The organism is Flavobacterium sp. PS2 (assembly GCF_046250155.1).
Classification (GTDB): domain Bacteria; phylum Bacteroidota; class Bacteroidia; order Flavobacteriales; family Flavobacteriaceae; genus Flavobacterium.
Genome location: NZ_CP176426.1, coordinates 2,598,323 through 2,622,683 on the forward strand (window position 1 = coordinate 2,598,323; position 24,361 = coordinate 2,622,683).

Sequence of the window (24,361 nt, forward strand, 5' to 3'; positions counted from 1 at the left end):
TATTAATCCGATGGAAGGGTGGCAACCCTTCCATTTTTATTATATAGCCCATGCGAAAAATTATATTACTTTCTTTTTTGAGCCTTAGTTTTGGCTCACTAGTTGCTCAAAATGCACCTTATTGGCAACAACATGTAGATTATAAAATGGATGTATCGATGGATGTAAAAGACTATTTGTACAAAGGCAAGCAAGAATTGGTTTATACTAATAACTCGCCAGATACTTTAAGAAAAGTATTTTACCATTTGTTTTTTAATGCATTTCAACCAGGAAGTGAGATGGATGCAAGAATCCAGACTATAAAAGATCCTGATGGAAGAATGATAAATAAGGTAAAAGTTGATGGCAAAGATGTTAAAGAAAGCCGCATGAAAACTTTAAAACCTAATGAAATAGGTTTTCTTAATATTACCAATTTCAAGCAAGATGGTGTAACTGCTACAACAAGAGTTTCGGGAACTGTTATGGAAGTTACTTTGGCTAAGCCAATTTTGCCAAACTCAAAAACTACTTTTACATTAGACTTTGACGGACAAGTTCCAGTACAAATTCGCCGTGCAGGAAGAAATAACTCAGAAGGTGTTGCTTTGTCAATGTCTCAATGGTATCCTAAATTGGCCGAATTTGATTTTGAAGGTTGGCATGCAGATCCTTATATCGCAAGAGAATTTCATGGAGTTTGGGGAAATTTTGACGTAAAAATTACAATCGACAAAGACTACACAATCGGAGGTTCTGGATATTTGCAAAACAAAAATGAAATTGGTCATGGATATGAAGATGCTGGTGTTACAGTAGTTTATCCTAAAAAAACAAAAACACTTACCTGGCATTTTGTAGCACCAATGGTACATGATTTTACTTGGGCAGCCGATAAAGAATATACTCATGATGTGGTAAAAGGACCAAATGATGTTGATTTACATTTCTTATACAAAAACAATCCAAAAACTACAGAAAACTGGAAGAAACTAGAGCCATTAATGGTGAAAGTAATGGATTTTTATGATCATAAAGTAGGACCATATCCGTACAAACAATATTCATTTATTCAAGGTGGAGATGGCGGAATGGAATATGCAATGTGTACTCTAATGTTAGGAAACGGAACTCTGGAAGGAATTTTAGGAACGGCAACGCATGAGTTAGGACACTCTTGGTTCCAGCATGTTTTGGCTTCAAATGAATCTAAGCACCCATGGATGGATGAAGGTTTTACAACTTACATCGAAGATTTAGCTTTAAATGAATTAGCTGGAGATAAAAAAGTAGAAAATCCGTTTAAAGGAAATTATGCAGCGTATTATAAATTGGTAGAATCTGGTAAAGAACAACCACAAACTACACATGGTGATCGTTATGATGAAAACAGACCGTATAGTATTTCTTCTTATGTAAAAGGAAGTATCTTTTTGTCTCAATTAGGATATTTGATTGGTGAAAATAATCTAGATAAAACATTAAAAAAATATTATAGCGATTTTAAATTCAAACATCCATCACCAAACGATATCAAGAGAACTGCTGAGCGCGTTTCGGGAGCAGAGTTAGATTGGTATTTAATCGATTGGACAGGAACTACGAATACTATTGATTACGGTATTAAAGACATAGCTGATAGTGGAGATAAAACAGTGGTAACTTTAGAAAGAATTGGAAGAATGCCAATGCCTATTGATTTAACTGTAGAATATACAGATGGAACTAAAGAGAGTTTTTACATTCCGTTACGAATGATGAATTTCATAAAAGAAAATCCTAATCCTTCTATGAAAAGAACGGTTTCAAATGACTGGGCTTGGGCAATGCCAACTTATAATTTGACAATCTCAAAAAGCAAAAGCACAATTAAGAAAATCACTATTGATCCAAGCGGATTAATGGCTGATATTAAACCTGCGAATAATGTTTATGAAGTGAAGTAAATCTTTGCTCTTATTCAATAAAAAAGCCCTTAAAGACATATTGTTCTTTAAGGGCTTTTTATTTAAAAAATGGTTTTCTTAAAAAATGATTATTTTACTACTTCCGTATTAGTTTCAGAAATAATAGTGTTCTGTTTTTGTTTTTTAAATGGGAAAAACTGTCTATAACTGGCAGATCTCCATAACCATTCGACAGGACCATAGTTGTATTTAGAAAGCCACCATTTGCTTATAAAAAGTTGAACTATGAATAATGCTACCGCAAGAAAAAAGTAAAACCAATAAGGTAATGTATTGTAGATTTTTAAGCCAATACCCGAAAAAATAAAGGTAGCCAGAATGTTTTGAACCATATAATTGGTCAATGTCATTTTTCCACTCACGTTAAAATAGCTAAAAATAGTTTTTAGTTTACCATTTGTGTAAAGCAAGCATATTCCCGATGCAATAAATAGCATAGTATTTATTATTAACCAGAATATTGGATGGAAATATTTAAGGAAAGGTACTTTATAATTTATTGCCGTTATTAAAAGAAAACCAAATACTAGCGCAATAATAAAAGTTGTTATAATGGTTCTTTCTAATAGTTTTTTAAATTCTGGTAAACGATTAAAGAAGTTAATTTTTTGAGCATAAAAACCTAAAAGCATACAAGCAAACATTACTACATGTACCGTAACGGCATATACCAGATTAATCATTTCGCTATAATAAGTACCTAGCAAATTAAATTGAAATAAATCTAGCCAATTTCCCGAGTAAAATAGCTTTAAATATTTAACGTCCGATTGTACGTTTGGTAAAGTCTGTGTTATCGAATTGATGTATGCTGTAAGAAACGGAATAGTCAAAAAGAGTATTGCGCAGGTTATAAGTATTGTTTTTTTAGAACTTTTGTAAAACAATAAAAGAAATAGACCCAAAAAGGCATAATCTTTTAAGATGTCGCCAAACCAAAATGCAGAGTTAATAAAAGCAAGTATAAAAAGAATAACCATTCTCCAGCAAAAAAATAAAACTGGATTTTTGCCTTTACTTGCCACATTATTAATAAGTACTGCAAAACCATAACCAAATAGAACGCTTAGTAAAGTCCAGGATTTGGCAGCAAAAAAATATTGATTAATTGCAGCGATTACTTCAGAAAAAGGGCCTTTTTTAAGAACAGCGCTTTCTAATCCTACATAACGATAATCGACATAGTTACCTATTACAACCCCTAATAACGCCCATCCTCTTAAAATATCTACGATGGCAGTTCTTTTGTTTTCCTGAACTGGTTGAAATGAATTTGTCATATAATTAACTGAATTTGTAGTTTTTATAAATGGTTTTTTTATTGAGATGATTATTCTGCTGCTTCTGCATTAGTTTCAGAAATAAAGGTGTTCTGTTTTTGTTTTTTAAACGGAAATAATTCTCTATAACTTGCACATCTCCATAGCCACTCAATTGGTCCATAATTGTATTTAGAAAGCCACCATTTGCTAATAAATAATTGAATTGTAAAAACAGAAACAGCTAATAAAAAGTAAAACCAATACGGAAAGGAATTCTCAATATTTAAACCAATTCCGGAGAAAATAAAGGCAACGAGTATATTTTGAGATATATAATTTGTCAAAGTCATTTTTCCGCCAGCACTAAAATATTTGAAGATCGTTTTTAGTTTACCATTTTCGTATAACAAGCATATTCCCGTTGCAATAAAAACCATTGTACTTAAAATAAGCCAGTAATAGGGGTGGAAGAATTTAAGGAAGCCAGCTTTGTTTTCAATAGCAAAGAAAAAAACAATACCAATTGTAACGGCAATAATCAGACTGATTATAAGTACATATTTTAAAAGTTTTTTCTTTTCGTTTAAACGATTAAAAAAATCTAATTTTTGAAGCAGAACCCCAAAAAGCATACAAGCCAGCATTACAATATGTGCTATAATGGCATAACCAGGAGAAACGATTTGCTGGTAATAAGAAGCCAATAGATTAAACTTAAAAAAGTCCAGCCAGTTTCCTGAGTGGTATAATTTTAAATATTCAGGATTGGAGATAATATCTATTCTTTCAAAGTTAAAACCTTTGATATAAGCCATTAAAAAAGGAATGATAAGAATAAGAACTGTACAGATTATACTTAATGTCTTTGCAGAACATTTGTAAAAAAACAATAATACAAGTCCTAGAAAAGCATAATCTTTTAAGATGTCGCCAAACCAAAAAATACAATTAATAAAAGCCAAACCAAAAAGCAATATCATTCGCCAGCTAAAAAAAGTAACTGGATTTTTGCCTTTCGCAGCGACATTATTAATTAAAATTGCAAAGCCATAACCAAACAAGATTGTTAATAAAGTCCAGGATTTTCCAGAGAAAAAAAACTGATCAAAATTAGATAGTATTTCAGATAACATACTATTCTTAGTTTCTTGTGGTAGATTAATGTGTGGTAAACCGGAATAATTGCCAATTGCAACGCCTAATATGGCCCAGCCCCGAAGAATGTCGACAATAGCAGTTCTTTTGCTTTGTTCGACAGGATGATAAGAATTTGTCATTTGATTAACGTTTTTATTGTGATTTGATTGATGATTTTGTATGAATTATTGAGTTATTCATAGCTAAATCAAAAATAAGAAAAATATAAAGCAATCAAATTTTAAATGACAAATAATGTTTGTAATTAAAAGGAAAGGATCTGTTTGGTAAAAAAAGAAAAGTCCATTTTTAAAAGGAATTCCTTTTAAAAATGGACTTTTATCGTATAAAGGCGATGTTTATTTTTTGTTACCTAAATGCTCCAGCATATCTTTAGTCATTGACTCAAGGTCGAAAGTATGATTCCAATCCCAATCTTCTCTAGCCGAACTATCGTCGATGCTAGCAGGCCAGCTATCAGCAATTTTTTGACGGAAGTCTGGATTGTATGAAATCGTAAATTCAGGAATATGTTTTTTAATTTCTGCTGCAATTTCAGTAGGAGTAAAACTTATTGCAGCTAAATTGTAAGAGGAGTGAATTTTGATCTTTTCAGCAGGGGCTTTCATGATATTTATAGTTGCTTCTATAGCATCATCCATATACATCATTGGCATTTTAGTTTCAGATGATAAGAAACATTCGTATTTTTTATCGGCAATAGCTTTATAAAAAATATCAACAGCATAATCTGTAGTTCCACCACCTGGAGGTGTAGACCAGCTAATTAAACCAGGGTAACGGATACTTCTTACATCGACACCATAAATGTTATGGTAGTATTCGCACCATCTTTCACCAGCTTGTTTACTAATTCCGTATACAGTCGAAGGTTCCATGACAGTATATTGTGGAGTGTTTTCTTTTGGAGTTGTAGGTCCAAAAACAGCAATACTAGATGGCCAGAAAATCTTTTTTATTTTATTTGCCTTGGCTAAGTTTAAAACGTGAAACAAAGAGTTCATGTTTAGGTCCCAAGCAAATGCTGGATTCTTTTCGGCAGTAGCCGATAATAAAGCAGCCATTAAATAAATATCAGTTATTTTATGAACCTCTACAAGGTGCTCGATTTGATTGAAATCTAAGGCATTCACTACTTCAAAAGGACCAGAATTAACAACGTCAGTATTTAATTTACGAATGTCAGATGCAATTACATTTTCTGTTCCGTATAATTTGCGTAGTTTTTGGGTAAGCTCCGTTCCGATTTGACCGCAAGCACCAATGATTAATATTTTTGGATTCATTATGTGTTGTTTTTAGTAACGCAAATATAACGTTTTCGCAAATAATTTTACTTTTCGGAATAACAAATTATAAATTTAATAAGGATGAAGATTGATTTTTGGATTATTCTCCGTTGAGGTGTTTAATTGTTTTTACCGTTAAGCACGCGGATGATACGGATTTACAAAAGTAAAAACGCGGATTAAAAACGGATTTTTAAAAATAATAGATGGAAATCCGTTTAATCCGTGTTTTCGCGATAGCGAATCCGCATAATCCGCGTCCCTTTATAGACAATTTAAGTTAGCCACAGATGAAGCAGACCTATGGCAAAAAACGCGTTTGATTTATAGAATCTTTAGCAAAAAACAGAATTCGTAATTGTAAAATTACTTTGTAACTTTGTAGCTTAATGTTTGAACCGATGAAATATAGAATATCTCTTTTCCTGCTTTTTGTTTTTCTTTTAAATTCTTGTCAGAATAACGACGAAAAGCGACTTGCCGAAAATAAAAAGGAAGCCAAAAAGAAAGAATTGATTTTTAATAATATTAGAAATAGTTGGGTTTTTTACGATAGTTCTATTAATGAGGCTTCAGAACAAATTGAAAACCAATGGAATGAATGGCACCTGTTTTTAAAAGTATTAAAAGGTACACCTCAAAAAACCATTGGAGCATTTCAAAAAAAATCTACTGAAATCACCAAAAGCGCTGAGGCTTTAAATAATAATATTCCAGCCCAACTTAATGTGCCTCAAGTTAAAACCAGAATCGCTATCATAATTACGAAAATAAAAATGATGGATTTATATATTCATTTGGATAGAATTCCCGACGAAAAGGTCAGTATTTTAATCAGAGAAATAAATAATGAACTAATGGCTTTACAAAGACAAATGGATAAGATTCTTGTAAAGAGTAAGATTCCTGTTGAAGACGGGGAGACAGAGTTAATGAAAATGATAAAGGATACTGCAAGAGCAATTCCTAATGAAAAAGTGACCCCAAATATTCCTAGAGTTGAGTAAAAGTGCTTTATATACTACGTACGATAATTTGCCCAAAACACAGCAAATTGCCAATCAGTTAATAGAAAACAATGAAGTAAAATTGCATCTTAACGGATTGTTAGGATCGTCGTTTTCATTTGTAATTCGTTCTTTGTTTAAGAAAGCCGAATTGCCTTTTCTTGTTATTTTGGATAATAAAGAAGAAGCAGCGTATTATCTGAACGATTTAGAGCAAATGATCGGGGAGCAAGATGTATTGTTTTATCCCGGATCTTACCGAAGACCGTATCAGATAGAAGACACTGATAATGCTAATGTTTTGCTTCGTGCGGAAGTATTAAACCGAATTAATTCGCGTAAAAAACCCGCTGTAATCGTAACTTATCCCGAAGCATTATTTGAAAAAGTAGTGACTCGAAAAGAGTTGGATAAGAATACGTTGAAAGTGTCGGTTGGCGATAAAATTTCAATTGATTTTATTAATGAAGTTTTATTCGAATATGAATTCAAAAGAGTAGATTTTATTACCGAGCCTGGAGAGTTTTCTGTTCGAGGAGGAATTGTAGATGTGTTTTCTTTTTCAAATGATAATCCATATCGAATTGAGTTTTTTGGAAACGAAGTCGATAGTATTCGAAGCTTTGATGTTGGAACACAATTATCTATAGAAACACATAAAAAAATCACGATAATACCCAATGTCGAGAACAAAGTGTTTCAGGAAAATAGAGAAAGTTTTTTGGATTATATTTCTGAAAAAACAGTTCTTTTTATTCAAGATACAGATGGATTTCTGAGTCAGTTAGACAAACAATTTGCAAGAGCCGAAGAAGCTTACGAGAAATTATCGCAAGAAATTAAGCGCGCAACGCCAGATCAGTTATTCCTAAACCAGAAGTCATTTATAAAAAAAGCACTAGATTTTTCGATTGTAGAATTGGCCAGTAAACCAATTTTTAAAACAATCAAGAAATACGATTTCCATATTCAGCCACAACCCTCATTTAATAAACAGTTTGATTTATTGTTGAATAATTTAAGTGATAATCATTTTAACGGATACAAGAATTATTTGTTCTGTTCTAATGATGCGCAGGCAAAACGTTTTCATGATATTTTTGAAACCTTGGACGAAGCCAATTCTGAGAATATTCGCAAGCAATATCATACGATAGTTTTACCATTGTATCAAGGTTTTATCGATGACGAAAATCAGATTACGTGTTATACCGATCATCAGATTTTTGAGCGTTACCATAAATTCAATATTAAAAACGGCTATTCTAAAAAACAGAATATCACGCTTAAAGAATTAACCACATTATCGGTTGGGGATTATGTAACGCATATCGATCACGGAATCGGGCGATTTGGTGGTTTACAAAAAATTCAGGTAGAAGGAAAAACGCAAGAAGCCATTAAGTTGGTTTATGCCGATAATGATATTGTGTATGTGAGTATACACTCGCTTCATAAAATTTCTAAATACAACGGAAAAGACGGAACGCCACCCAAAATTTATAAGTTAGGTTCGAATGCTTGGAAGATTTTAAAACAAAAAACCAAAGCACGTGTCAAACATATTGCCTTCAATCTTATTCAGTTGTATGCAAAAAGAAGATTAGAAAAAGGATTCCAGTTTGCGCCAGATAGTTACTTACAAAACGAATTAGAAAGTTCGTTTATTTACGAAGATACACCAGATCAAACTAAATCAACACAGGAAGTAAAAGCCGATATGGAAAGCGACCGACCAATGGATCGTTTGGTTTGTGGTGATGTAGGATTCGGAAAAACAGAAGTTGCAATTCGTGCCGCTTTTAAAGCAGTAGATAATAGCAAGCAAGTTGCAGTCTTGGTGCCAACAACAATTCTTGCCTACCAGCATTACCGTACTTTTTCGGAACGATTAAAAGAAATGCCTGTTTCTGTTGGGTATTTAAACCGTTTTAGAACTGCAAAACAAAAAGCGCAAACGCTTAAAGATTTAGCCGAAGGAAAACTAGATATCGTAATTGGTACGCACCAATTAGTAAATAAAAATGTAGTTTTTAAAGATTTAGGATTGCTAATTGTCGACGAAGAACAAAAGTTTGGAGTAAACGTAAAAGATAAACTGAAGACAATTGCCGCCAATGTTGATACGTTGACATTAACAGCAACGCCAATTCCGAGAACATTACAATTCTCCTTAATGGCAGCGCGAGATTTATCTGTAATTACAACACCTCCGCCCAATCGTTACCCAATCGAGACTAATGTAGTTGGGTTTAATGAAGAATTGATTCGTGATGCGATTTCGTATGAGATTCAGCGTAACGGACAGGTTTTCTTTATTAATAACCGAATCGAAAATATAAAAGAAGTTGCCGGAATGATTCAGCGTTTAGTCCCAAATGCAAGAGTAGGAATCGGACACGGACAAATGGAAGGTGCTAAGCTGGAAGAATTAATGCTAGCGTTCATGAACGGAGATTTTGATGTTCTGGTAGCTACAACAATTATCGAGAGTGGTCTTGATGTACCAAATGCCAACACCATTTTCATCAATAATGCTAATAACTTCGGATTATCGGATTTACATCAAATGCGTGGTCGAGTAGGGCGTAGTAACAAGAAAGCATTCTGTTATTTCATCTGTCCGCCATATTCATCCATGACCGAAGATGCTCGTAAACGAATCCAGGCTTTAGAACAATTTAGCGAGTTAGGAAGCGGTTTTAATATCGCTATGAAAGATCTTGAAATTCGTGGAGCAGGAGATTTATTAGGAGGTGAACAAAGTGGTTTCATTAATGAAATCGGGTTTGATACCTATCAAAAAATCATGAATGAAGCTATCGAAGAATTAAAAGAAAACGAATTCAAAGATTTATATCCTGCAGAGAACGATATTGAAACGAAGGAGTACGTAAAAGACTTGCAAATCGATACCGATTTTGAGTTATTGTTTTCTGATGAATATATTAATAATGTCACAGAGCGTTTAAGTTTGTACAACGAGTTGGGTTCTGTGAAAAATGAAGAAGAACTGGTTCTCTTCCAAAATAAATTAATTGACCGTTTTGGACCAATGCCTCCGCGTGCCAATGCGTTGATGAATAGTATCCGCATTAAATGGATTGCGACTAAAATAGGAATTGAGAAACTGGTAATGAAAAAAGGTAAAATGATTGGTTATTTTGTTTCCGATCAACAGTCTGATTATTACCAATCGAAACGTTTTCATAAAGTGATAAATTTTGTGCAAACACATAGTAATATTTGCAAAATGAAAGAAAAAGAAACTCCAAATGGTTTACGTCTTTTATTGACTTTCGAGAATGTGAAATCTACCAAAAGAGCTTTGGAGCTGATGGAGTTATTTGAAGAATAAGTTTTTATTTCTATATAAAAAATGGCGCATGAAATTTTCATGCGCCATTTTTTATGGTTAGAATGTAAGGATTACTCTAGTTTTAGATAATGTAAACCTTTATTTCCTGAAATAATTATCTTGGTTTTAGAGAATGAGATGTCATTTATAACTGAACCCGTTGGTAATTCAAGCTCTAGTTCCCATGTTGCACCTGAATCTTTTGTTACAAATAACTTATCACCAGACTGAATATACCATTGAGTTTCTGTTCTAAGAAAGATAGAAGTCACATCCGATTTTATTTTAGTCCATGTTTTTAGCATATCGTTTGATTGCTGTAGTGTTTTATCTGTATTGTTTATTGAGAGTATTTTGTTGATGTTTAGGAACTTGTATGCAAGAGATAAATTTGTGTCTGCATTGCTGATAGTGTCTTTAATGATCCAATTACTATAACCTGTTTCAGATTCCATAACTGCATTTTTTTGAATATTAGAACCGTATTTTTTTGGATCATAAATTCTACCCAATTGATAAAATTTATCATTTGATGTTGATTTTCCAAAAGATTTAACGTTCAGTCTAATATTACCACCATTTTTAATAACCGTCGTAGCCCACATCGGATAGTCATTTTTAACAAAAGTCTTCCCATTGTCAGCAGTATAAATTTGCGCACCCATTACTGTATTTATAATAGAACTTTTACTATCCAAATATCCAATGTACAAGCCATTTAGCTCAATACTAAAATTGTTTTCTGGGACTATTTTGTTGGTTGTTTCAAAGCCATTATCGGTAAAAGTAGCTTGACGTGTATTAGTTAAAACACCTATTTTGTCATTAAACATTTTAAAAGCTCCGTAGTAACCTGGCTGATTGATTGATGCTTGTTCATAACCTGAAGCTTTAGGTTCTAGTTTTACTGGGAGGTTCTCATTGATAAACGAAAAGATAGTTTTACTATCATCAAAGATTGAAGAATTATTAATGTTAACATTCCCTAAAGTATTTAGTTTATTCCATCCTTTTGCTATAACAAAGAAATTTATAGGAGTACTACTCACTTTTTGAACCTGTATTTTTAAAATATTTGCTCCAGTTTTGAAAGCATCTGAATTAGATATCAAAATTTTACTATTAGTAATTTCTTTTGGAGTAATTTCAATATCATTAATAAAAACTTTAGTTGGAAAATCTTTATTGATAAAGTTAGTTCCTGTAATCTCTAAATTTTCTCCTGTAATAAGAAACTCAGAGGGAACTTTAGTAATTGTAATTGGTGATGGATGACTAGTTTCTAGGGTATTATCACCCGATTCATCACTTGAGCAGGAAACAAATAATCCTCCAGTTAAGAGAATTGATAATAGAAGTAGTTTTTTTTTCATTCGGTTTTATTAAGATTGATTTCTGCAGTAAATGAATGGAATTGTCAAATAATATCAAAATTTGAGGGATTATATTTATAACATTTTTGTTAAAAAATAATTTATTGCTTAAGATATTTATAAAACTCAGAGTGTGTTTATGGTTAAATGTCTAGAATATAGTGAAATAAGTGATTGTAAGCTATGCAGGTTCTTGGCTTTTATAATGTAGAATTGATTAAAAAGACGTTAGAGATAATGGAGTTGTTTGAGGAGTAGATAGCTTTGAGGAAGGATTTTATTTTTTATTATCCAACAGTATTTCGGTCATATTCTTATAATTATTTAAGAACCCTTTGGTGATTAAATAGTGTTCCGTTTCCTCATAATCGACTTGTCTTATTCCGTTTTCATCCAATTGATATATTATTGCATTTGGGTATGCCAAAAGAATTGGAGAATGGGTTGCGATTATAAATTGCGAATTGTTTTTTACGTGTTCATCTATTGCCGCAAACAGTGTAAGTTGCCTCATGGGAGATAAAGCAGCTTCGGGCTCATCAAAAACATAAAGACCATTTCCGCCTAATCGTTCAGTAATGATTTTCATGAAAGATTCCCCATGAGAACATTCATGCAAGGAATGACCCGTTCCCTGAAGGTTGTCTGTTGCTTCCATATAAGTTGCCAGATTATAAAAACTTTCAGCACGAAGAAAGTAATAGTCTTCTGGGAGACTATGACTTTTTGCAATCTTCAAATAATTAAAAAGACCAGATGTATTCTGATGGGTACTAAAACGAGCATGTTTACTTCCTCCTTCTTGACTTAATCCCATACTTAAAGCAATTGCTTCTATCAGCGTAGATTTTCCTGAGCCATTTTCTCCTACGATAAAAGTAACATCAGAGTGAAATTCAACTTTATCCAACCCTTTTATAGATGGTATCGTAAAGGGATATTCCTCATAACTTGTAATTGATTCTCTTTTGAGTGAGATTTCTTTTAAATAAGGTTTGTTTGTTATCACTTACGAGTTGCTTTAATTGAATTGATGAAGAGGGTTCAAAAATAAAACATTTTTACGGATGAACTTCTTAAAATTTATTAGAGCATAAAAACAAATGAGTTTCCTGAAAAAAATAAGGGCGTATGAAATTTTCATACGCCCTTATTAATTCAACGGGATAGAAACTATATCCGATTATTGTAATTAACTATTTGACAATTAATTTATTTAAACATGAACTTCTTTTAATATCTCTTCAAGGTATTGTACCATTTCATCTGCATTTTGTTTGTTGAATGGCATTGGTGGTTTTATTTTTAAAACATTGTGCAAAGGTCCGTCAGTACTTAGTAAGTATCCTTTTTCTTTCATTTTTTCGACAATAATGTCAATTTCTGGAATTGCGGGTTCCATGGTTGTTCTGTCTTTTACCATTTCGGCACCAATGAATAAACCATGTCCACGAACATCACTGATGATTGGGAATTTATCCATTAATCCTTTTAGTAAATCCATTAGATAATTACCTACTTCTAGGGCGTGTTGTTGCATTTCTTCGTCCTGAATTACTTCCAGAACAGCTAGTCCAGCTGACATTGATACAGGATTACCTCCAAAAGTGTTGAAGTATTCCATTCCGTTGTTAAAAGCATCGGCAATTTCGTTTGTTACGATTACTGCTGCAAGCGGATGACCATTTCCTATAGGTTTTCCTAGTACAACAATATCTGGAACGACATCTTGTAATTCGAATCCCCAGAATTTATCACCAACTCTTCCAAATCCTACCTGAACTTCATCGGCAATACAAACTCCTCCCGAAGCTCTTACGTAATCGTACACTGTTTTTAGATAGTTTTCTGGTAACGGAATCTGACCTCCAACGCCCAATAAGGTTTCGCAGATAAATACGGCTGGTGATTTGTCTTCTTTCTTTAAATCTTCAATTATTCTTTGTACATCGGCAGCATATTTTTCGCCAGCTTTTGCATCGCCATATTTATAAGGACCTCGATATAAATCGGGATTAATTGCTTTATGAATCCACGGCATTTTTCCAAAACCTCCTTTACTGTCAAATTTATAAGGACTCATCTCCATAGCTACGGTTGAGGTTCCGTGATAAGCATGATCTAATACGATAATGTCTTTTTGCTTTGTAAAATGGCGGCTCATTCTTATAGCAAGATCATTTGCCTCACTACCAGAGTTTACGAAATAACAAATGCTTAATGACGATGGTAATGTTGCAGTAAGTTTTTCAGCATATTCTAATATAGTATCGTTAAGGTATCTTGTATTAGTGTTTAAAGTTGCAATTTGTTTTTGCATCTTCTTTACCACTACAGGATGACAATGTCCAACGTGTGATGGGTTGTTTACACAATCTACAAAGGTTCTTCCTTTATCATCATATAAATATTGTAATGCCCCTTTTACGATTTTTAGTTTCTCGTTGTAACCAATGCTTAGATTTCGACCTACATTTTTTTGACGAGCTTGTAATAAATCAGAATAGTCAGAATCATTTATCACGCCATCGAACCCGCAAGCTTTTCTAAAAGTATCCTGAGCTTTTATAGGATTTATTTTGATGAGTTTGTATAATAACTCCCAAGCTGGCTTCTCTGTTATGAAATGATGGGCATTATCGCTATTTAGCGATGCGTTATAAGCCGACTGTGTTACGCTTATACAAAGCCTTCCAGCGATTAAATAATATAGTAAATCTAGTTCTTGTGTTGTAAGCGGATATGTTTCATGATATCCTTTTACGATGAATGAAGCAGCTGTTAACGGATCATCACTTTCAAGGATTGCATACGTACAAGCTATTGCAAGATTATTGATTAAAGCGGAATAAACCATATCGCCAAAATCTATCAAACCAGTTGTTTCTTCTCCTTGCGCCATTACATTACAATCATTGGCATCATTATGAATGTATGCGTGTCGTAATGTGTGTATTTGCGGAAGCACTTCGGTATCAAATTGTAAAAGGAAATACCCGGCAATTCGTCTACGTTCGTGATTAGTAATGTACTTCAGTTTTTCATTGACATCACCCGCTCTGCTAATGTCCCACGTATAATGGCGATGCATTGCAGGATGAGAAAAGTCTTGTAATGCTTTATCCATATTCCCCATAAATGCACCTAAATTATAAAGAGCAGTACTTGATTTTTTTTGTTCCTCGTGCCAAAAAATGCCTTCAAGAAAACTAAGAATTCGTACGTAATACGTTTTGTTGTCTTTGATTATTTGGGTTAAAGCTTCTCCGTTTTTATTGATAGAAAACTGCTGAAAGCTTTCTGCTAAAGGGCTTTTGCTTAAATGCTGAATGATTTTAACCTGCGCATCCAGAAAAGGATACGGCTGATTTTCATCAGAAAGCTTTAATATATACTTTTGATTTTTCTCATCGGTTAAGATAAAATTCAATTCATCATAACCGTCTAACGCTTTTACGGTAGCGGATAATCCATAATGTTCTATCGCTAATTGCTGAATGTCTGTTTCTGAAAAAATCATTGGTATTGTTTATTAAGTTGTTTTGTCTGTTTTCTCGTTTTCCTACAAGGTATTTTTTTGATCATGTAGTGAAAAGTTTTTCACCACAAATTTCACAAATTATCGCTAATTTTTTTAAATAAAAGCATTCTTATATTTGTGCTAATTGTTTCGCCAGTTCGCTCTTTCAGGCTCGGGTTGTGGCTGTTTTTTTATTTCCAAATAATGGCTTGTGCTGGTTGTAAAGGGTTTTGACCCACAAGAATTTTACTTCCTTGAGGTATTGGTAAGTTTATAGGTTCGTTTGTATAGTTTACACCTACGTAAAAACCATCTCTCCATTCTACAAATACTCCTTTTGGTAAATCTTCGATGGCTACTTTTGCACGTTCGTAAATAGTACGTACAACTTGTCTTTCTAAAGTTCCGTCTTTACTTTCTGCACCGATATAAGTAACAGTCCCTTTGCCTAATTTTCTTGTAATAGCAGCAGCTTTACCTTTATAAAATTGATCTGCATAAGTTGCTAATACTTCCGTTCCTTGTTTTGGGTTTAGAACATCTGCCCAAGTATTCCATTTATGAGTATTGTTTCCTGAGCTTATTGTTCCGTTTACATTGGCAACAAGCATATCAAAAAAATCTACATCGGCACCAATTAATGGTACGATTGGCGCACTCCAATTAGCTTCAAAGAAATGTCCGTTTCTATCCTTTTGACCTGTACGGCAAGAAAGGATTAAGTTTCCTCCGTTTTCAACATATTTAGTCCATTTATCGACCAATTTCTGATCTATAAGTTGATAAGCAGGAGCAACAATAAACGGATAAGCAGAGAAATCTTCATCTTCTGTAATAAAATCCATTGGCGCACCAGTCGATTTTACTGCAGTTGTATATATGTTTCTATGTCTCCAGGTACTCCAGAATTCAGTTTGTTTTTGGTTTTCTAAATCCCAAAGATTTTCATGACTCCATAAAAAACCTGTTTTTCTTTTTGCAATTTCCTGTGGAATTACCGCTTTAGGATTGTATTCTTTGCGAAGTAATTTCATGTCCTCGATAGATTGTACAAATTCTTTTCCGCCTGTTGTAAGTGTTACACCATCGGTTCCTACGATTCCGTCATGGTACATTTCACTACTTCCTAGTGGATGTCTGTATCTATACGTACAAGTAAATGAACAACCACCACCAAAAGCTTGAGATATCCACATATGAACCGTTCCTGGTTGTAATTGCGGGTTAATTCCAGCCCAGTTTACTTGCCCAGGTTGTAATTCCATAATACCAGTAACACCGCTTATAGATCTGTAATAATCGTTTGCTTCAGATATTTTGTTAGGATGCCCCATTCTAAAACTATCTCCTCCTAAAGGATTCTGTCCACTTACAGGATACATAGTATACGTAATGAAATCCATTTTGTTAGCACTTCTAGGATCGGCATCATAGATTACATTGGTAAAGTTGGTTGTTATCCATTGTTTTGGATCAACATACTTTCTAAGTATTTCCGCTTGTCTATTTAAATATTCACCTTGTGCATCCGAGGTAAATCTTTTAAAATCTAAAACGGCATGAGGGCTTAGTTTATCTTCAAAATAAATTTCGGCATTAGGTAAAACTATTTGTTCAAAGTTATTATAACGGGTACTCCAAAAATTCCCAACCCATTCTGTATTTAGTTTTTCGATTGTTCCGTATTTGGCTTTAAGCCAAATTTGAAATGCTTTGCGGGCTGAAGGACTAAAATCGGCAGTTCCCAAAGGTTCATTGTCGATTTGCCAACCCATGATGTTTTTGTTCTTACCGTATCTTTTTCCAAGTTCGGCAACTATTTGATCTGTAAATTCTCGGTATTTTTCATTTGTTATAGATACATTAGCTCTATTACCGTGTTCTCTGCGACGCCCGCTTGCATCTACTAAATAAATTTCAGGATATTTGTCTCCCATCCAAGCTGGTGGAGTTGGAGTTGGGGTACAAAGAATCACTTTTAATCCATTTTTTTCGGCTATGGCAAGTGCATCATCAAGCCATTTAAAATCATATTTCCCTTCTTCGGGTTCCATATACGTCCAGGCAAATTCGGCAAAATGCGTAAACTCAAATCCTAGTTTTTTTATGTTTTTTAAATCACGTTCCCATTGTTCTTTTGGCCATTGCTCCGGATAATAGTAAACACCAATTTGCATTAAATCGGGTTTTGAAAAAAAACGTTGTGCGTCTTTGTTCTCCGTAGAAGTAGCTTTTTTGTTTTGAGAAAAAACGGGATTCGAGTTACAATTTGCGATAAGCAATAGTGTAAATAAAATTTTAACTAATGGTATATTTTGCTTGAACATTCTTGGTTGTATTGAGTTAATCGAATATAGGTAATTTGTTATTTATGGTTGTAATTATTGCGTCTGTATGCTTCGCTCGGGTCATAAAAATGTATTTAACACATAGAAACATAGGATTGAAATTTAAAGTTGTTTCTAGAAAATCTTAATTTTTTCGCATAGTCCCGAAGCTTCGGGATGCGATTTATTTTTAAGTGAAACGTCTTTTTTGAAACTTGTAAACTATGTTTCTATGTGTTAAAAATAATTACAATCAGTTGTTTAATTATTTATCTTCTAAAAGTAGCATTAAATAATGTGATGCCGACCAGCTAAAGTTAAAAGCTTCCATTCCTTTTCCTGTAAGCGGTTGGTAATTTTCTCTTATAGATGTGCCTTTGTCCAGAACTCCTTCTGCGTTATGAATGAGTTTATGTGCTAATTGGTTTGCTTCGGTTGTGTAACCATACTTTTCCAATCCATTTATTCCAAAATAACTTTGGTCAAGCCAAATAGGTCCTCTCCAATATCCGCGTTCTGGTTTAAATTTAGGGTGGTTTGCTGCCAATGTTGGTAAAGGAACAAAAGTGTTGAAAATAGTTGGATTCATCATGTTTTCTTTCATCGCTTTGGTTTGTTCAGCAGTAGCAACCTCAGCCCAAATAGGCAAATATCCTTCGCATCCCATTGCTTTTATCAATGTTTTACCGTCGATTGTGGTATCGTAATACCAACCTGTTGTCGGGTCCCAAAATTGAGTTTGGATTTTAGCTTTTAATGCTACACTTTCGTCTTGCCATTTTTTAGCTTCTTCATTCAATTTTAAAACTTGAGCCATTTTATTTAAATAATTCTTTTCGGCATATAAGAACGAGTTTAAGTCTACACTTTCCTGATCTAAAGAATAGGCTTTATCTCCGTTTTTCAGTATTTTGCTATCATCAAAACGTACTGCATTATCCATTCCGCTTTCCCATTTTGCAGCGACCAATGTGCCATCTGTAGAACCAAATTCGCATATTCCGTCTTGATCATGGTCACGTTCTTTGTACCACCAGTTATGATATGATTTTAGTTTTGGATAAAACTCTTTTATAAAATCAGCATCTTTAGTTTTTTCATAAATTTTCCAGATTGCCCATGCTGCAAGTGGAGATTTTGTGTTACGGTAATTGTTTTCTTCTATTAGATTATTTCTGTAAATACAATCCGGAATAAATCCGTTTGGTTCCTGATAATCAAATAGAGCACGCATTTGGTCTTTTGCTAGTTCAGAATCATAATTGGCAACTGCTACTGCATGTTTCCAACTATCCCATGCCCAAAAGCCATGAAACCACTCATAATTGTAACTCGGGAAAAGTCCACCGTGTTTTAAACCTTCGGCAGCAATTCGGGTATTGTTTTGTAATGTAAGTACCAGTTTAGCTACTAAATCAGAATAAGTATTGTCTTTGTAAATCGCTTTTTTCTTGGCAATTAATTGTGCCAATTGGGTTTCTTTTTCTTTTTGTGTGTTTTTAAGTAGGGTACTAAATGTTGTTTTTGCTATAACTTCATTTTCATTTTTCCATGAGTATTGTGGGAAAATAAAGGATTGAGAAACAACTATTTCTTTAGTTTCATTTGGTTTTAATGTTAGTTTTTCTGTTTGAGTTTTATAACCTTGTTTTGTGATTTCAATTTGTGGTGTTGTATTAAAAAACTGAATGTAACCTACAGAAGTACTTTTCGTGGAAACGATTTTTAAAGTTTTACCATCTTTAGATAACTGTAAATCATCTAAAAACATGTTAGAATTATAGGAAGGATAAAGAGTTATCGTTTTCCCAGATTTATTAGTAATACTTGTTTTTTGTAATGCCGAATGTCCTGATAAAAAAACAAGTTGTTGTTTTATCTCTAATTTCTCGTTTTTAAATTGTTGTTCTAAGTGGCTATTGTAGCTGTTTTGACTTACTAAAGCCTTTTTCCAGTTTATAGCTTCTTGTTTGTTCTCGTCATTAAGTTGTAAGGAAACAAATGAGGGACTTAACCAAACTCCGTTTTGTTCTGTCATTAAAAATGGACCAGAAAAACCACCTTGAACTTCAGAAGGTTCTAGAAATCCGAATCCGAACCAAGCGCCTTTATCCGAGAAAACTAATGATTCTCTATCGGTTGCATTTGCTGGGTTTCCTTTGTAGTTTATGCTGTTTTTTGAAGATTCTAAAATCGGAAAGTCTTTTTGTGCCCAACTGGATTGTAATATAAAAAAGAATGAAAGAATAAAAAGTGTTTGCCTTTTGCCCATGTTATTTCGTTTTTTATTGAATGTTTTTGGTTTTGAGATATATTTCTTTTTTTTAAATAGTGATTAATAGAGAAATACGAAATCAGTAGATAAAAAGAATAGCCCAAGAAATATAGGGCTATTCTTTTAAAAATTAAAATGATTCAATGGATTAATTTGTTTGTAATTCTGTTAATGGTATTGGATAAAAATTGTTTTTTGATGCATCAAAACCTGTACGGCCTACAGCATCAAGTGCCGCTTTTGTTTTTCCCCAACGACGTAAGTCATAAAAGCGATAGTTCTCTAGTGGGAATTCTAGTATTCTTTCGTGTTCGATTTGTGCTTTTACCTCACTACCTGTTGTACCAGTCATTGCAGGCATATCGGCTCTGTCACGAACTTTGTTTATGTATGGGATAGCTTCGGGTGTACGACCTAATTCGTTTAAAGCCTCTGCTTGCATCAATAATACATTTGAATAACGCATAAGCGGAATGTTGATTGCTGTAAATTCCTGATCCATTTTTTCCTGAGTACTTGGTATGAATTTACGGAACACAGGTTTGTCGGCATCGCCAAATCTTTCATCATAAGTAGTTCCTAACACTCTTGGGTTATCTGGGTCATTAAAATAAGGATCTTTAAAGAAAAGCGTGCTATAAATACGAGAATCATAATTTCCTGTAGTGGCTATTTTTCCTTCTTTTTTAAATTCATTTACAAGCATTGTACTCGGAAGAATTTCGTCCCATCCACCAAGTTCTGCAGCACCCATCCAATAATGTAGTGCATTGCGATAGAATGCTCCATTGGCAGTTGTTTCTGAGAATTGAAGTTCGAATATAGATTCTTTGGTGTTCTTATTAGTTCCGTCAAACATAGACACATAATCTTTAACCAAATCATATCCTTGTACTTTGTTTAATGCGGCAAGAGATTCGTTTAAGTAGGTTTGTTTTTGAGCCGTTTCTTCGTAAGCTCTGGTTAAATAAGCAAATCCTAAATAACTATTGGCAGCTCCGCTGGTAGCACGACCCGTTTTATCCTGAGATTGTTTAGGAGGCAATATTGCAGCTACAGCTTTAAACTCGCTTGTAATAAAATCCCAAGCTTCGGCACGTGTAGATAATGGTATGTTTAAATCACTTTCTTTAGTAACATACTTACTTCTAACATAAATTTGTTCCCAGTTAAGCAGCAATTTCATATGATAATACGCACGCAAAAAACGAGCTTCGGCTTCTATTTGTGCTCTGTCAGCATCGGTAATAGTCGATGCTGGAACTTGTGGCAACTTATCAATAACCTGATTGGCATTACTAATTCCTCTATAATTGATTCTCCAATATTCCGTAAACTGGCTATTACCATTGGTGTAGGTAAATGTTGAAAGTTCTACCCAGTTTGGGTAATTTAATGCATCACTTCCTAAATCACAAATGTCTTCACGATATGCCTCAACGGGCCATTTTACTTCGGCAAAATACCATTCACTTGTAGCAGCTTCAAGTTGAGAATATGTTGCAGCCAGAGCAGATTCAGCATCAGATTTGTTCCTCCAGAAATTCTCTGAGGTAAGTTGGTCGGGCGATTGTTGGTCTAAATAATCACTGCAACCAGTGATTGTGAATAAACCTATAACGGATAATATAAAAAATATCTTGTTCATGATTATGTTTTTTATAATAGTATTAAAATATATATTGAACACCAGATACAAATGATCTTGTAAATGGATACACAAAACGATCTACTCCTGTATTAAGAACAGTGTCGCGTGAAAATTCTGGGTCAATACCAGAGTAATTTGTGATAGTAAATAGATTTTCAACACTTACGTAAAATCTAAGCTTGTCTATTTTTGCACCACCTAACATTTTATTAGGTATTGTATATCCTATTTGTAACTGACGCATTCTTATAAAATCACCACTTTCTAAGAAACGATCAGATTCGCGACTGTTTCCGTTAGGATCTTGTAGTACCGCACGAGGAGTATTACTAGGATTTTCTGGTGTCCATGAGTTAAGCGTTGTAGCCAACATGTTGGTTCCTGAATTCATAGATTCGTAAAAATACCTGTTTCCGTTATATAATTTGTTACCCCAACCACTTCCTATCAAAGCAGAGAAATCGAATCCTTTATAACTAGCACCTAAACTAAGGTTAGCTTCCATTTTTGGTAACCCTGTTCCTGCGTATGATTTGTCATTTTCGTCTATAACACCATCTCTGTTTAAATCCTTGAAGCGAATATCTCCTGGTTGTGCATTCGGTTGTAATAAAACACCATTTTTGCTATGAGCATTTACTTCATCTGTAGATTGGAAAATACCATCGGTTCTGTATAAGTAGAATGCACTAATCGGGCTTCCTACACGTGCTTGAGTAGGGAAATGTTCTGTGCCAAATTTTAATCCTTGTCCGTAAATAGTCTGCCCTTCGTTTGCAAGAGATTCTACGTTGTTTTTAAGCGTTGTAAAGTTAAAGCCTACGTTGTATTTAAACTCATCGATTTGATCACGATAATTAACTTCAAGTTCAAATCCTTTATTGCTAATTTTACCTACGTTAAGTGTTGGATCATCTACTCCAGCAGATGGAGCCAGTTTTTTTGTAATCAATAAATTATCGGTTACATTATGGTAGTAGTTCATAGAACCGCTAATTTTTCCGTTTTTAAGTGTAAAATCGATACCAATATTCTTAGAGTCTGTTGTTTCCCATTGTAAGTTTCTGTTCTCTAATGCTGTTGCAATACTTCCTGGCCAAGGGTTACTTCCGCTTCCTTGTACATAACCTGAGCCTAAAGTGTTTCCTGTTTTAATTAATGTATTTGCAGAGTAATATCCTAAGGCAGCTTCGTTACCTAATTGTCCCCAGCTAGCACGTAATTTTAACGTTGATATAATGAAATCTTTAGGGAAGAAATCTTCTTTTTCTATCTTCCATCCTAATGCTATAGATGGGAAAGTTCCCCAACGGCTGTCTTCGCCAAATTTAGAAGAACCATCTTTTCTAACTGTCATTTGAAGTAAATAACGATCATTGAATGAGTAGTTTAATCGGCTAAAGAAAGAAACACGGTTGTATTGATATTTTGAACCATCCGCAGAAAATGTTCCTCCTTTACCAGCTCCGATAGTTGCAAAACCTGGATCTAAAAACCCAGACGGACGATCAATCGATACTAATTGTCCATTCTCTACAGAATAATCGGTTGTTTTTCCTTCTACAGTTACTCGATTCCAGTTAGACGAAACTCCGTTTATAGTATTACCAAGCATTAATCCAAAAGAATGTTTTCCAAAAGTTTTATCAATTGTAATAATGTTGTCTAATATTTGTTCATCCCAATGTGTTCTTAATTCTTCTTGTGAAGCATATTGATGTATTTCTTTAGGGTTGGCAATGTATGGAGGGAAATGATAGGTTTCCTGATTGTTTTTTACACGGTAAGAGTACGCTATTTTATATTTTAACCAAGAGGTAATGTTTGCAGTTATGGCAATATTTGCAGTTAAATCTTGTCCTTTGTTCATTCTATCTCTAAAATGTTCTTCGGCAACTGGGTTTGTACCAGCTGGTAAACCATTTTTGTTTGATAATCCATATCCATAAGGTTCGTCAGCATCATAAACAGGCACTAATGGTGACATGGTGTATACTTCTTTTAACTGAAAAGTTGGCTGTGCATTTTGTGTTCCTATAAATGCCATTTTTCCATCTACATCAAAGATTGATTTTTTGAAACTAACTCTTGCGCTGGCAGTTTGTTGACCAAAATCATTATCGATTACAATTCCTTTTTGCTTTACATAGTTACCATATAATGCAAACTTAATATCGCCTTGTCTTCCTTGGATACCTAAACCGTAATTTTGAGTAAGTCCAGAACGGAAAACCTCATCTTGCCAATCAGTATCGGTAGTAGATGGTGCGCTTATATATGCAGGCAGTGGTTTAGGAGAAGTAGCATATTTATTATATTCATCGTACATTCTTTTGTGTACGGTTTTATATTCATCTGCATTTAATAAATCCAATGTTTTTGATGGATTAGTGATGCTTAAAAATGAACTAAAGTCTACTTTTATTCCTTCTTTCTGACCGTTTTTGGTTGTAACAATAATTACACCATTGGCAGCAACAGATCCATAAATTGCAGCAGCTGCGCCATCCTTAAGAACCTCAATAGATTCTATATTTGTTGGGTTAACTGTGTTGATGTTTCCTTGAAAACCATCAATAATATAAAGCGGTTCAGTAGCTCCAAAGGTATTTACCCCACGTATTTTTACGCTCACATCAGCACCTGCAACACCACCTGCTTTTTGCACATTTACTCCAGATACCAAACCCTGTAATGCTTCGGCTGGATTTGTTGTAGCTCGTGTTTCAAGACTTTCTTTCTTTACTGATGAGATAGCTCCGGTAACATTACCTTTCTTTTGAGTACCATAACCAATCACGATTACCTCGTTAAGTTTATTGGTTTCTTCTTGCATGGATACATTAATCTCACTGCGATTATCAAGAGGCTCAGTTTTCTCTATAAAACCTACATATGAAAAAACAATAGTTTGATTTGTACCGCTTGGTGTATACGTTAATGAGTATGACCCATCAAAATCGGTTGCAGCGTTGTATTTGGTTCCTTTTATAGATATACTAACACCTGGTAAGGTGTTGTTCTTATCATCTGTAACTTTTCCAGAGATAGTTTTTTTTGCCTGACTTTCCTGCGCAAACAGGGTATTAGGCAGCCAAAAAAGGAGAATGATCGGCATTAGAAAAGGCTTCCTAAGTAAGTTTTTTAATTGTTTCATTGGTGTTAGTTTTTGGTTTCTGGTTGTGGTTAAGC

General features: G+C 33.9%; 13 protein-coding genes. 3 read left to right on the forward strand and 10 right to left on the reverse strand.

Annotated elements, in window-relative coordinates:
* Window positions 1–50 precede the first annotated feature (50 nt).
* Window positions 51–1,928, forward strand: coding sequence for a M1 family metallopeptidase (locus tag ACJ6WR_RS11165; RefSeq protein WP_409417830.1), 1,878 nt, complete (start codon window positions 51–53; stop codon window positions 1,926–1,928).
* Between the two features lie 89 nt (window positions 1,929–2,017).
* Here ACJ6WR_RS11165 and ACJ6WR_RS11170 read toward each other — a convergent pair whose 3' ends face one another.
* The 3 genes from ACJ6WR_RS11170 to ACJ6WR_RS11180 form a co-directional block, all read right to left on the reverse strand.
* Window positions 2,018–3,229: a DUF418 domain-containing protein gene (locus tag ACJ6WR_RS11170; RefSeq protein WP_409417831.1), complete on the reverse strand. Its 1,212-nt coding sequence runs from the start codon at window positions 3,227–3,229 to the stop codon at window positions 2,018–2,020.
* A 50-nt stretch (window positions 3,230–3,279) separates the two neighbouring features.
* Window positions 3,280–4,488: a DUF418 domain-containing protein gene (locus ACJ6WR_RS11175; RefSeq protein WP_409417832.1), complete on the reverse strand. Its 1,209-nt coding sequence runs from the start codon at window positions 4,486–4,488 to the stop codon at window positions 3,280–3,282.
* A gap of 219 nt (window positions 4,489–4,707) precedes the next feature.
* Complete coding sequence (locus tag ACJ6WR_RS11180; RefSeq protein ID WP_409417833.1) at window positions 4,708–5,655, reverse strand: L-threonine 3-dehydrogenase; 948 nt, start codon at window positions 5,653–5,655, stop codon at window positions 4,708–4,710.
* Between the two features lie 404 nt (window positions 5,656–6,059).
* Between ACJ6WR_RS11180 and ACJ6WR_RS11185 the strand changes: the two genes are divergently transcribed.
* Together ACJ6WR_RS11185 and mfd are read left to right on the forward strand one after the other, a co-directional pair.
* On the forward strand, window positions 6,060–6,665 hold the full coding sequence (locus ACJ6WR_RS11185) for a hypothetical protein (RefSeq protein WP_039113845.1): 606 nt from the start codon (window positions 6,060–6,062) through the stop codon (window positions 6,663–6,665).
* Window positions 6,658–10,023: a transcription-repair coupling factor gene (gene mfd / locus ACJ6WR_RS11190; RefSeq protein ID WP_409417834.1), complete on the forward strand. Its 3,366-nt coding sequence runs from the start codon at window positions 6,658–6,660 to the stop codon at window positions 10,021–10,023. Before ACJ6WR_RS11185 ends, mfd begins: the two co-directional genes overlap by 8 nt.
* Before the next feature lie 71 nt (window positions 10,024–10,094).
* On the opposite strand, the gene ACJ6WR_RS11195 is transcribed toward mfd, so the two are convergent.
* The 7 genes from ACJ6WR_RS11195 to ACJ6WR_RS11225 all read right to left on the reverse strand — a co-directional run bounded on the left by ACJ6WR_RS11195 (window position 10,095) and on the right by ACJ6WR_RS11225 (window position 24,326).
* Window positions 10,095–11,396, reverse strand: coding sequence for a hypothetical protein (locus ACJ6WR_RS11195; protein ID WP_409417835.1), 1,302 nt, complete (start codon window positions 11,394–11,396; stop codon window positions 10,095–10,097).
* Between the two features lie 277 nt (window positions 11,397–11,673).
* Window positions 11,674–12,405: an AAA family ATPase gene (locus tag ACJ6WR_RS11200; RefSeq protein WP_039113622.1), complete on the reverse strand. Its 732-nt coding sequence runs from the start codon at window positions 12,403–12,405 to the stop codon at window positions 11,674–11,676.
* Window positions 12,406–12,612: 207 nt separating this feature from the next.
* Entirely contained in the window at window positions 12,613–14,916 is a 2,304-nt protein-coding gene (locus ACJ6WR_RS11205) for an aminotransferase class III-fold pyridoxal phosphate-dependent enzyme (protein WP_409417836.1), read from the reverse strand.
* 191 nt (window positions 14,917–15,107) lie between these two features.
* Window positions 15,108–17,243, reverse strand: coding sequence for a beta-galactosidase (locus tag ACJ6WR_RS11210; protein ID WP_409417837.1), 2,136 nt, complete (start codon window positions 17,241–17,243; stop codon window positions 15,108–15,110).
* A gap of 265 nt (window positions 17,244–17,508) precedes the next feature.
* Entirely contained in the window at window positions 17,509–19,515 is a 2,007-nt protein-coding gene (locus ACJ6WR_RS11215; RefSeq protein WP_409417838.1) for an MGH1-like glycoside hydrolase domain-containing protein, read from the reverse strand.
* Window positions 19,516–19,666: 151 nt separating this feature from the next.
* Window positions 19,667–21,166: a RagB/SusD family nutrient uptake outer membrane protein gene (locus ACJ6WR_RS11220; RefSeq protein WP_039117060.1), complete on the reverse strand. Its 1,500-nt coding sequence runs from the start codon at window positions 21,164–21,166 to the stop codon at window positions 19,667–19,669.
* 22 nt (window positions 21,167–21,188) lie between these two features.
* On the reverse strand, window positions 21,189–24,326 hold the full coding sequence (locus tag ACJ6WR_RS11225) for a SusC/RagA family TonB-linked outer membrane protein (RefSeq protein ID WP_409417839.1): 3,138 nt from the start codon (window positions 24,324–24,326) through the stop codon (window positions 21,189–21,191).
* Between the last annotated feature and the right edge of the window lie 35 nt (window positions 24,327–24,361).

Excerpts from the sequence above, each read along its gene's own strand:
- ACJ6WR_RS11165 (WP_409417830.1), top strand. The coding sequence starts at position 51 with ATGCGAAAAATTATATTACTTTCTTTTTTGAGCCTTAGTTTTGGCTCA.
- ACJ6WR_RS11170 (WP_409417831.1), bottom strand. The coding sequence starts at position 3,229 with ATGACAAATTCATTTCAACCAGTTCAGGAAAACAAAAGAACTGCCATC.
- ACJ6WR_RS11175 (WP_409417832.1), bottom strand. The coding sequence starts at position 4,488 with ATGACAAATTCTTATCATCCTGTCGAACAAAGCAAAAGAACTGCTATT.
- ACJ6WR_RS11180 (WP_409417833.1), bottom strand. The coding sequence starts at position 5,655 with ATGAATCCAAAAATATTAATCATTGGTGCTTGCGGTCAAATCGGAACG.
- ACJ6WR_RS11185 (WP_039113845.1), top strand. The coding sequence starts at position 6,060 with ATGAAATATAGAATATCTCTTTTCCTGCTTTTTGTTTTTCTTTTAAAT.
- ACJ6WR_RS11195 (WP_409417835.1), bottom strand. The coding sequence starts at position 11,396 with ATGAAAAAAAAACTACTTCTATTATCAATTCTCTTAACTGGAGGATTA.
- ACJ6WR_RS11205 (WP_409417836.1), bottom strand. The coding sequence starts at position 14,916 with ATGATTTTTTCAGAAACAGACATTCAGCAATTAGCGATAGAACATTAT.
- ACJ6WR_RS11210 (WP_409417837.1), bottom strand. The coding sequence starts at position 17,243 with ATGTTCAAGCAAAATATACCATTAGTTAAAATTTTATTTACACTATTG.
- ACJ6WR_RS11215 (WP_409417838.1), bottom strand. The coding sequence starts at position 19,515 with ATGGGCAAAAGGCAAACACTTTTTATTCTTTCATTCTTTTTTATATTA.
- ACJ6WR_RS11220 (WP_039117060.1), bottom strand. The coding sequence starts at position 21,166 with ATGAACAAGATATTTTTTATATTATCCGTTATAGGTTTATTCACAATC.
- ACJ6WR_RS11225 (WP_409417839.1), bottom strand. The coding sequence starts at position 24,326 with ATGAAACAATTAAAAAACTTACTTAGGAAGCCTTTTCTAATGCCGATC.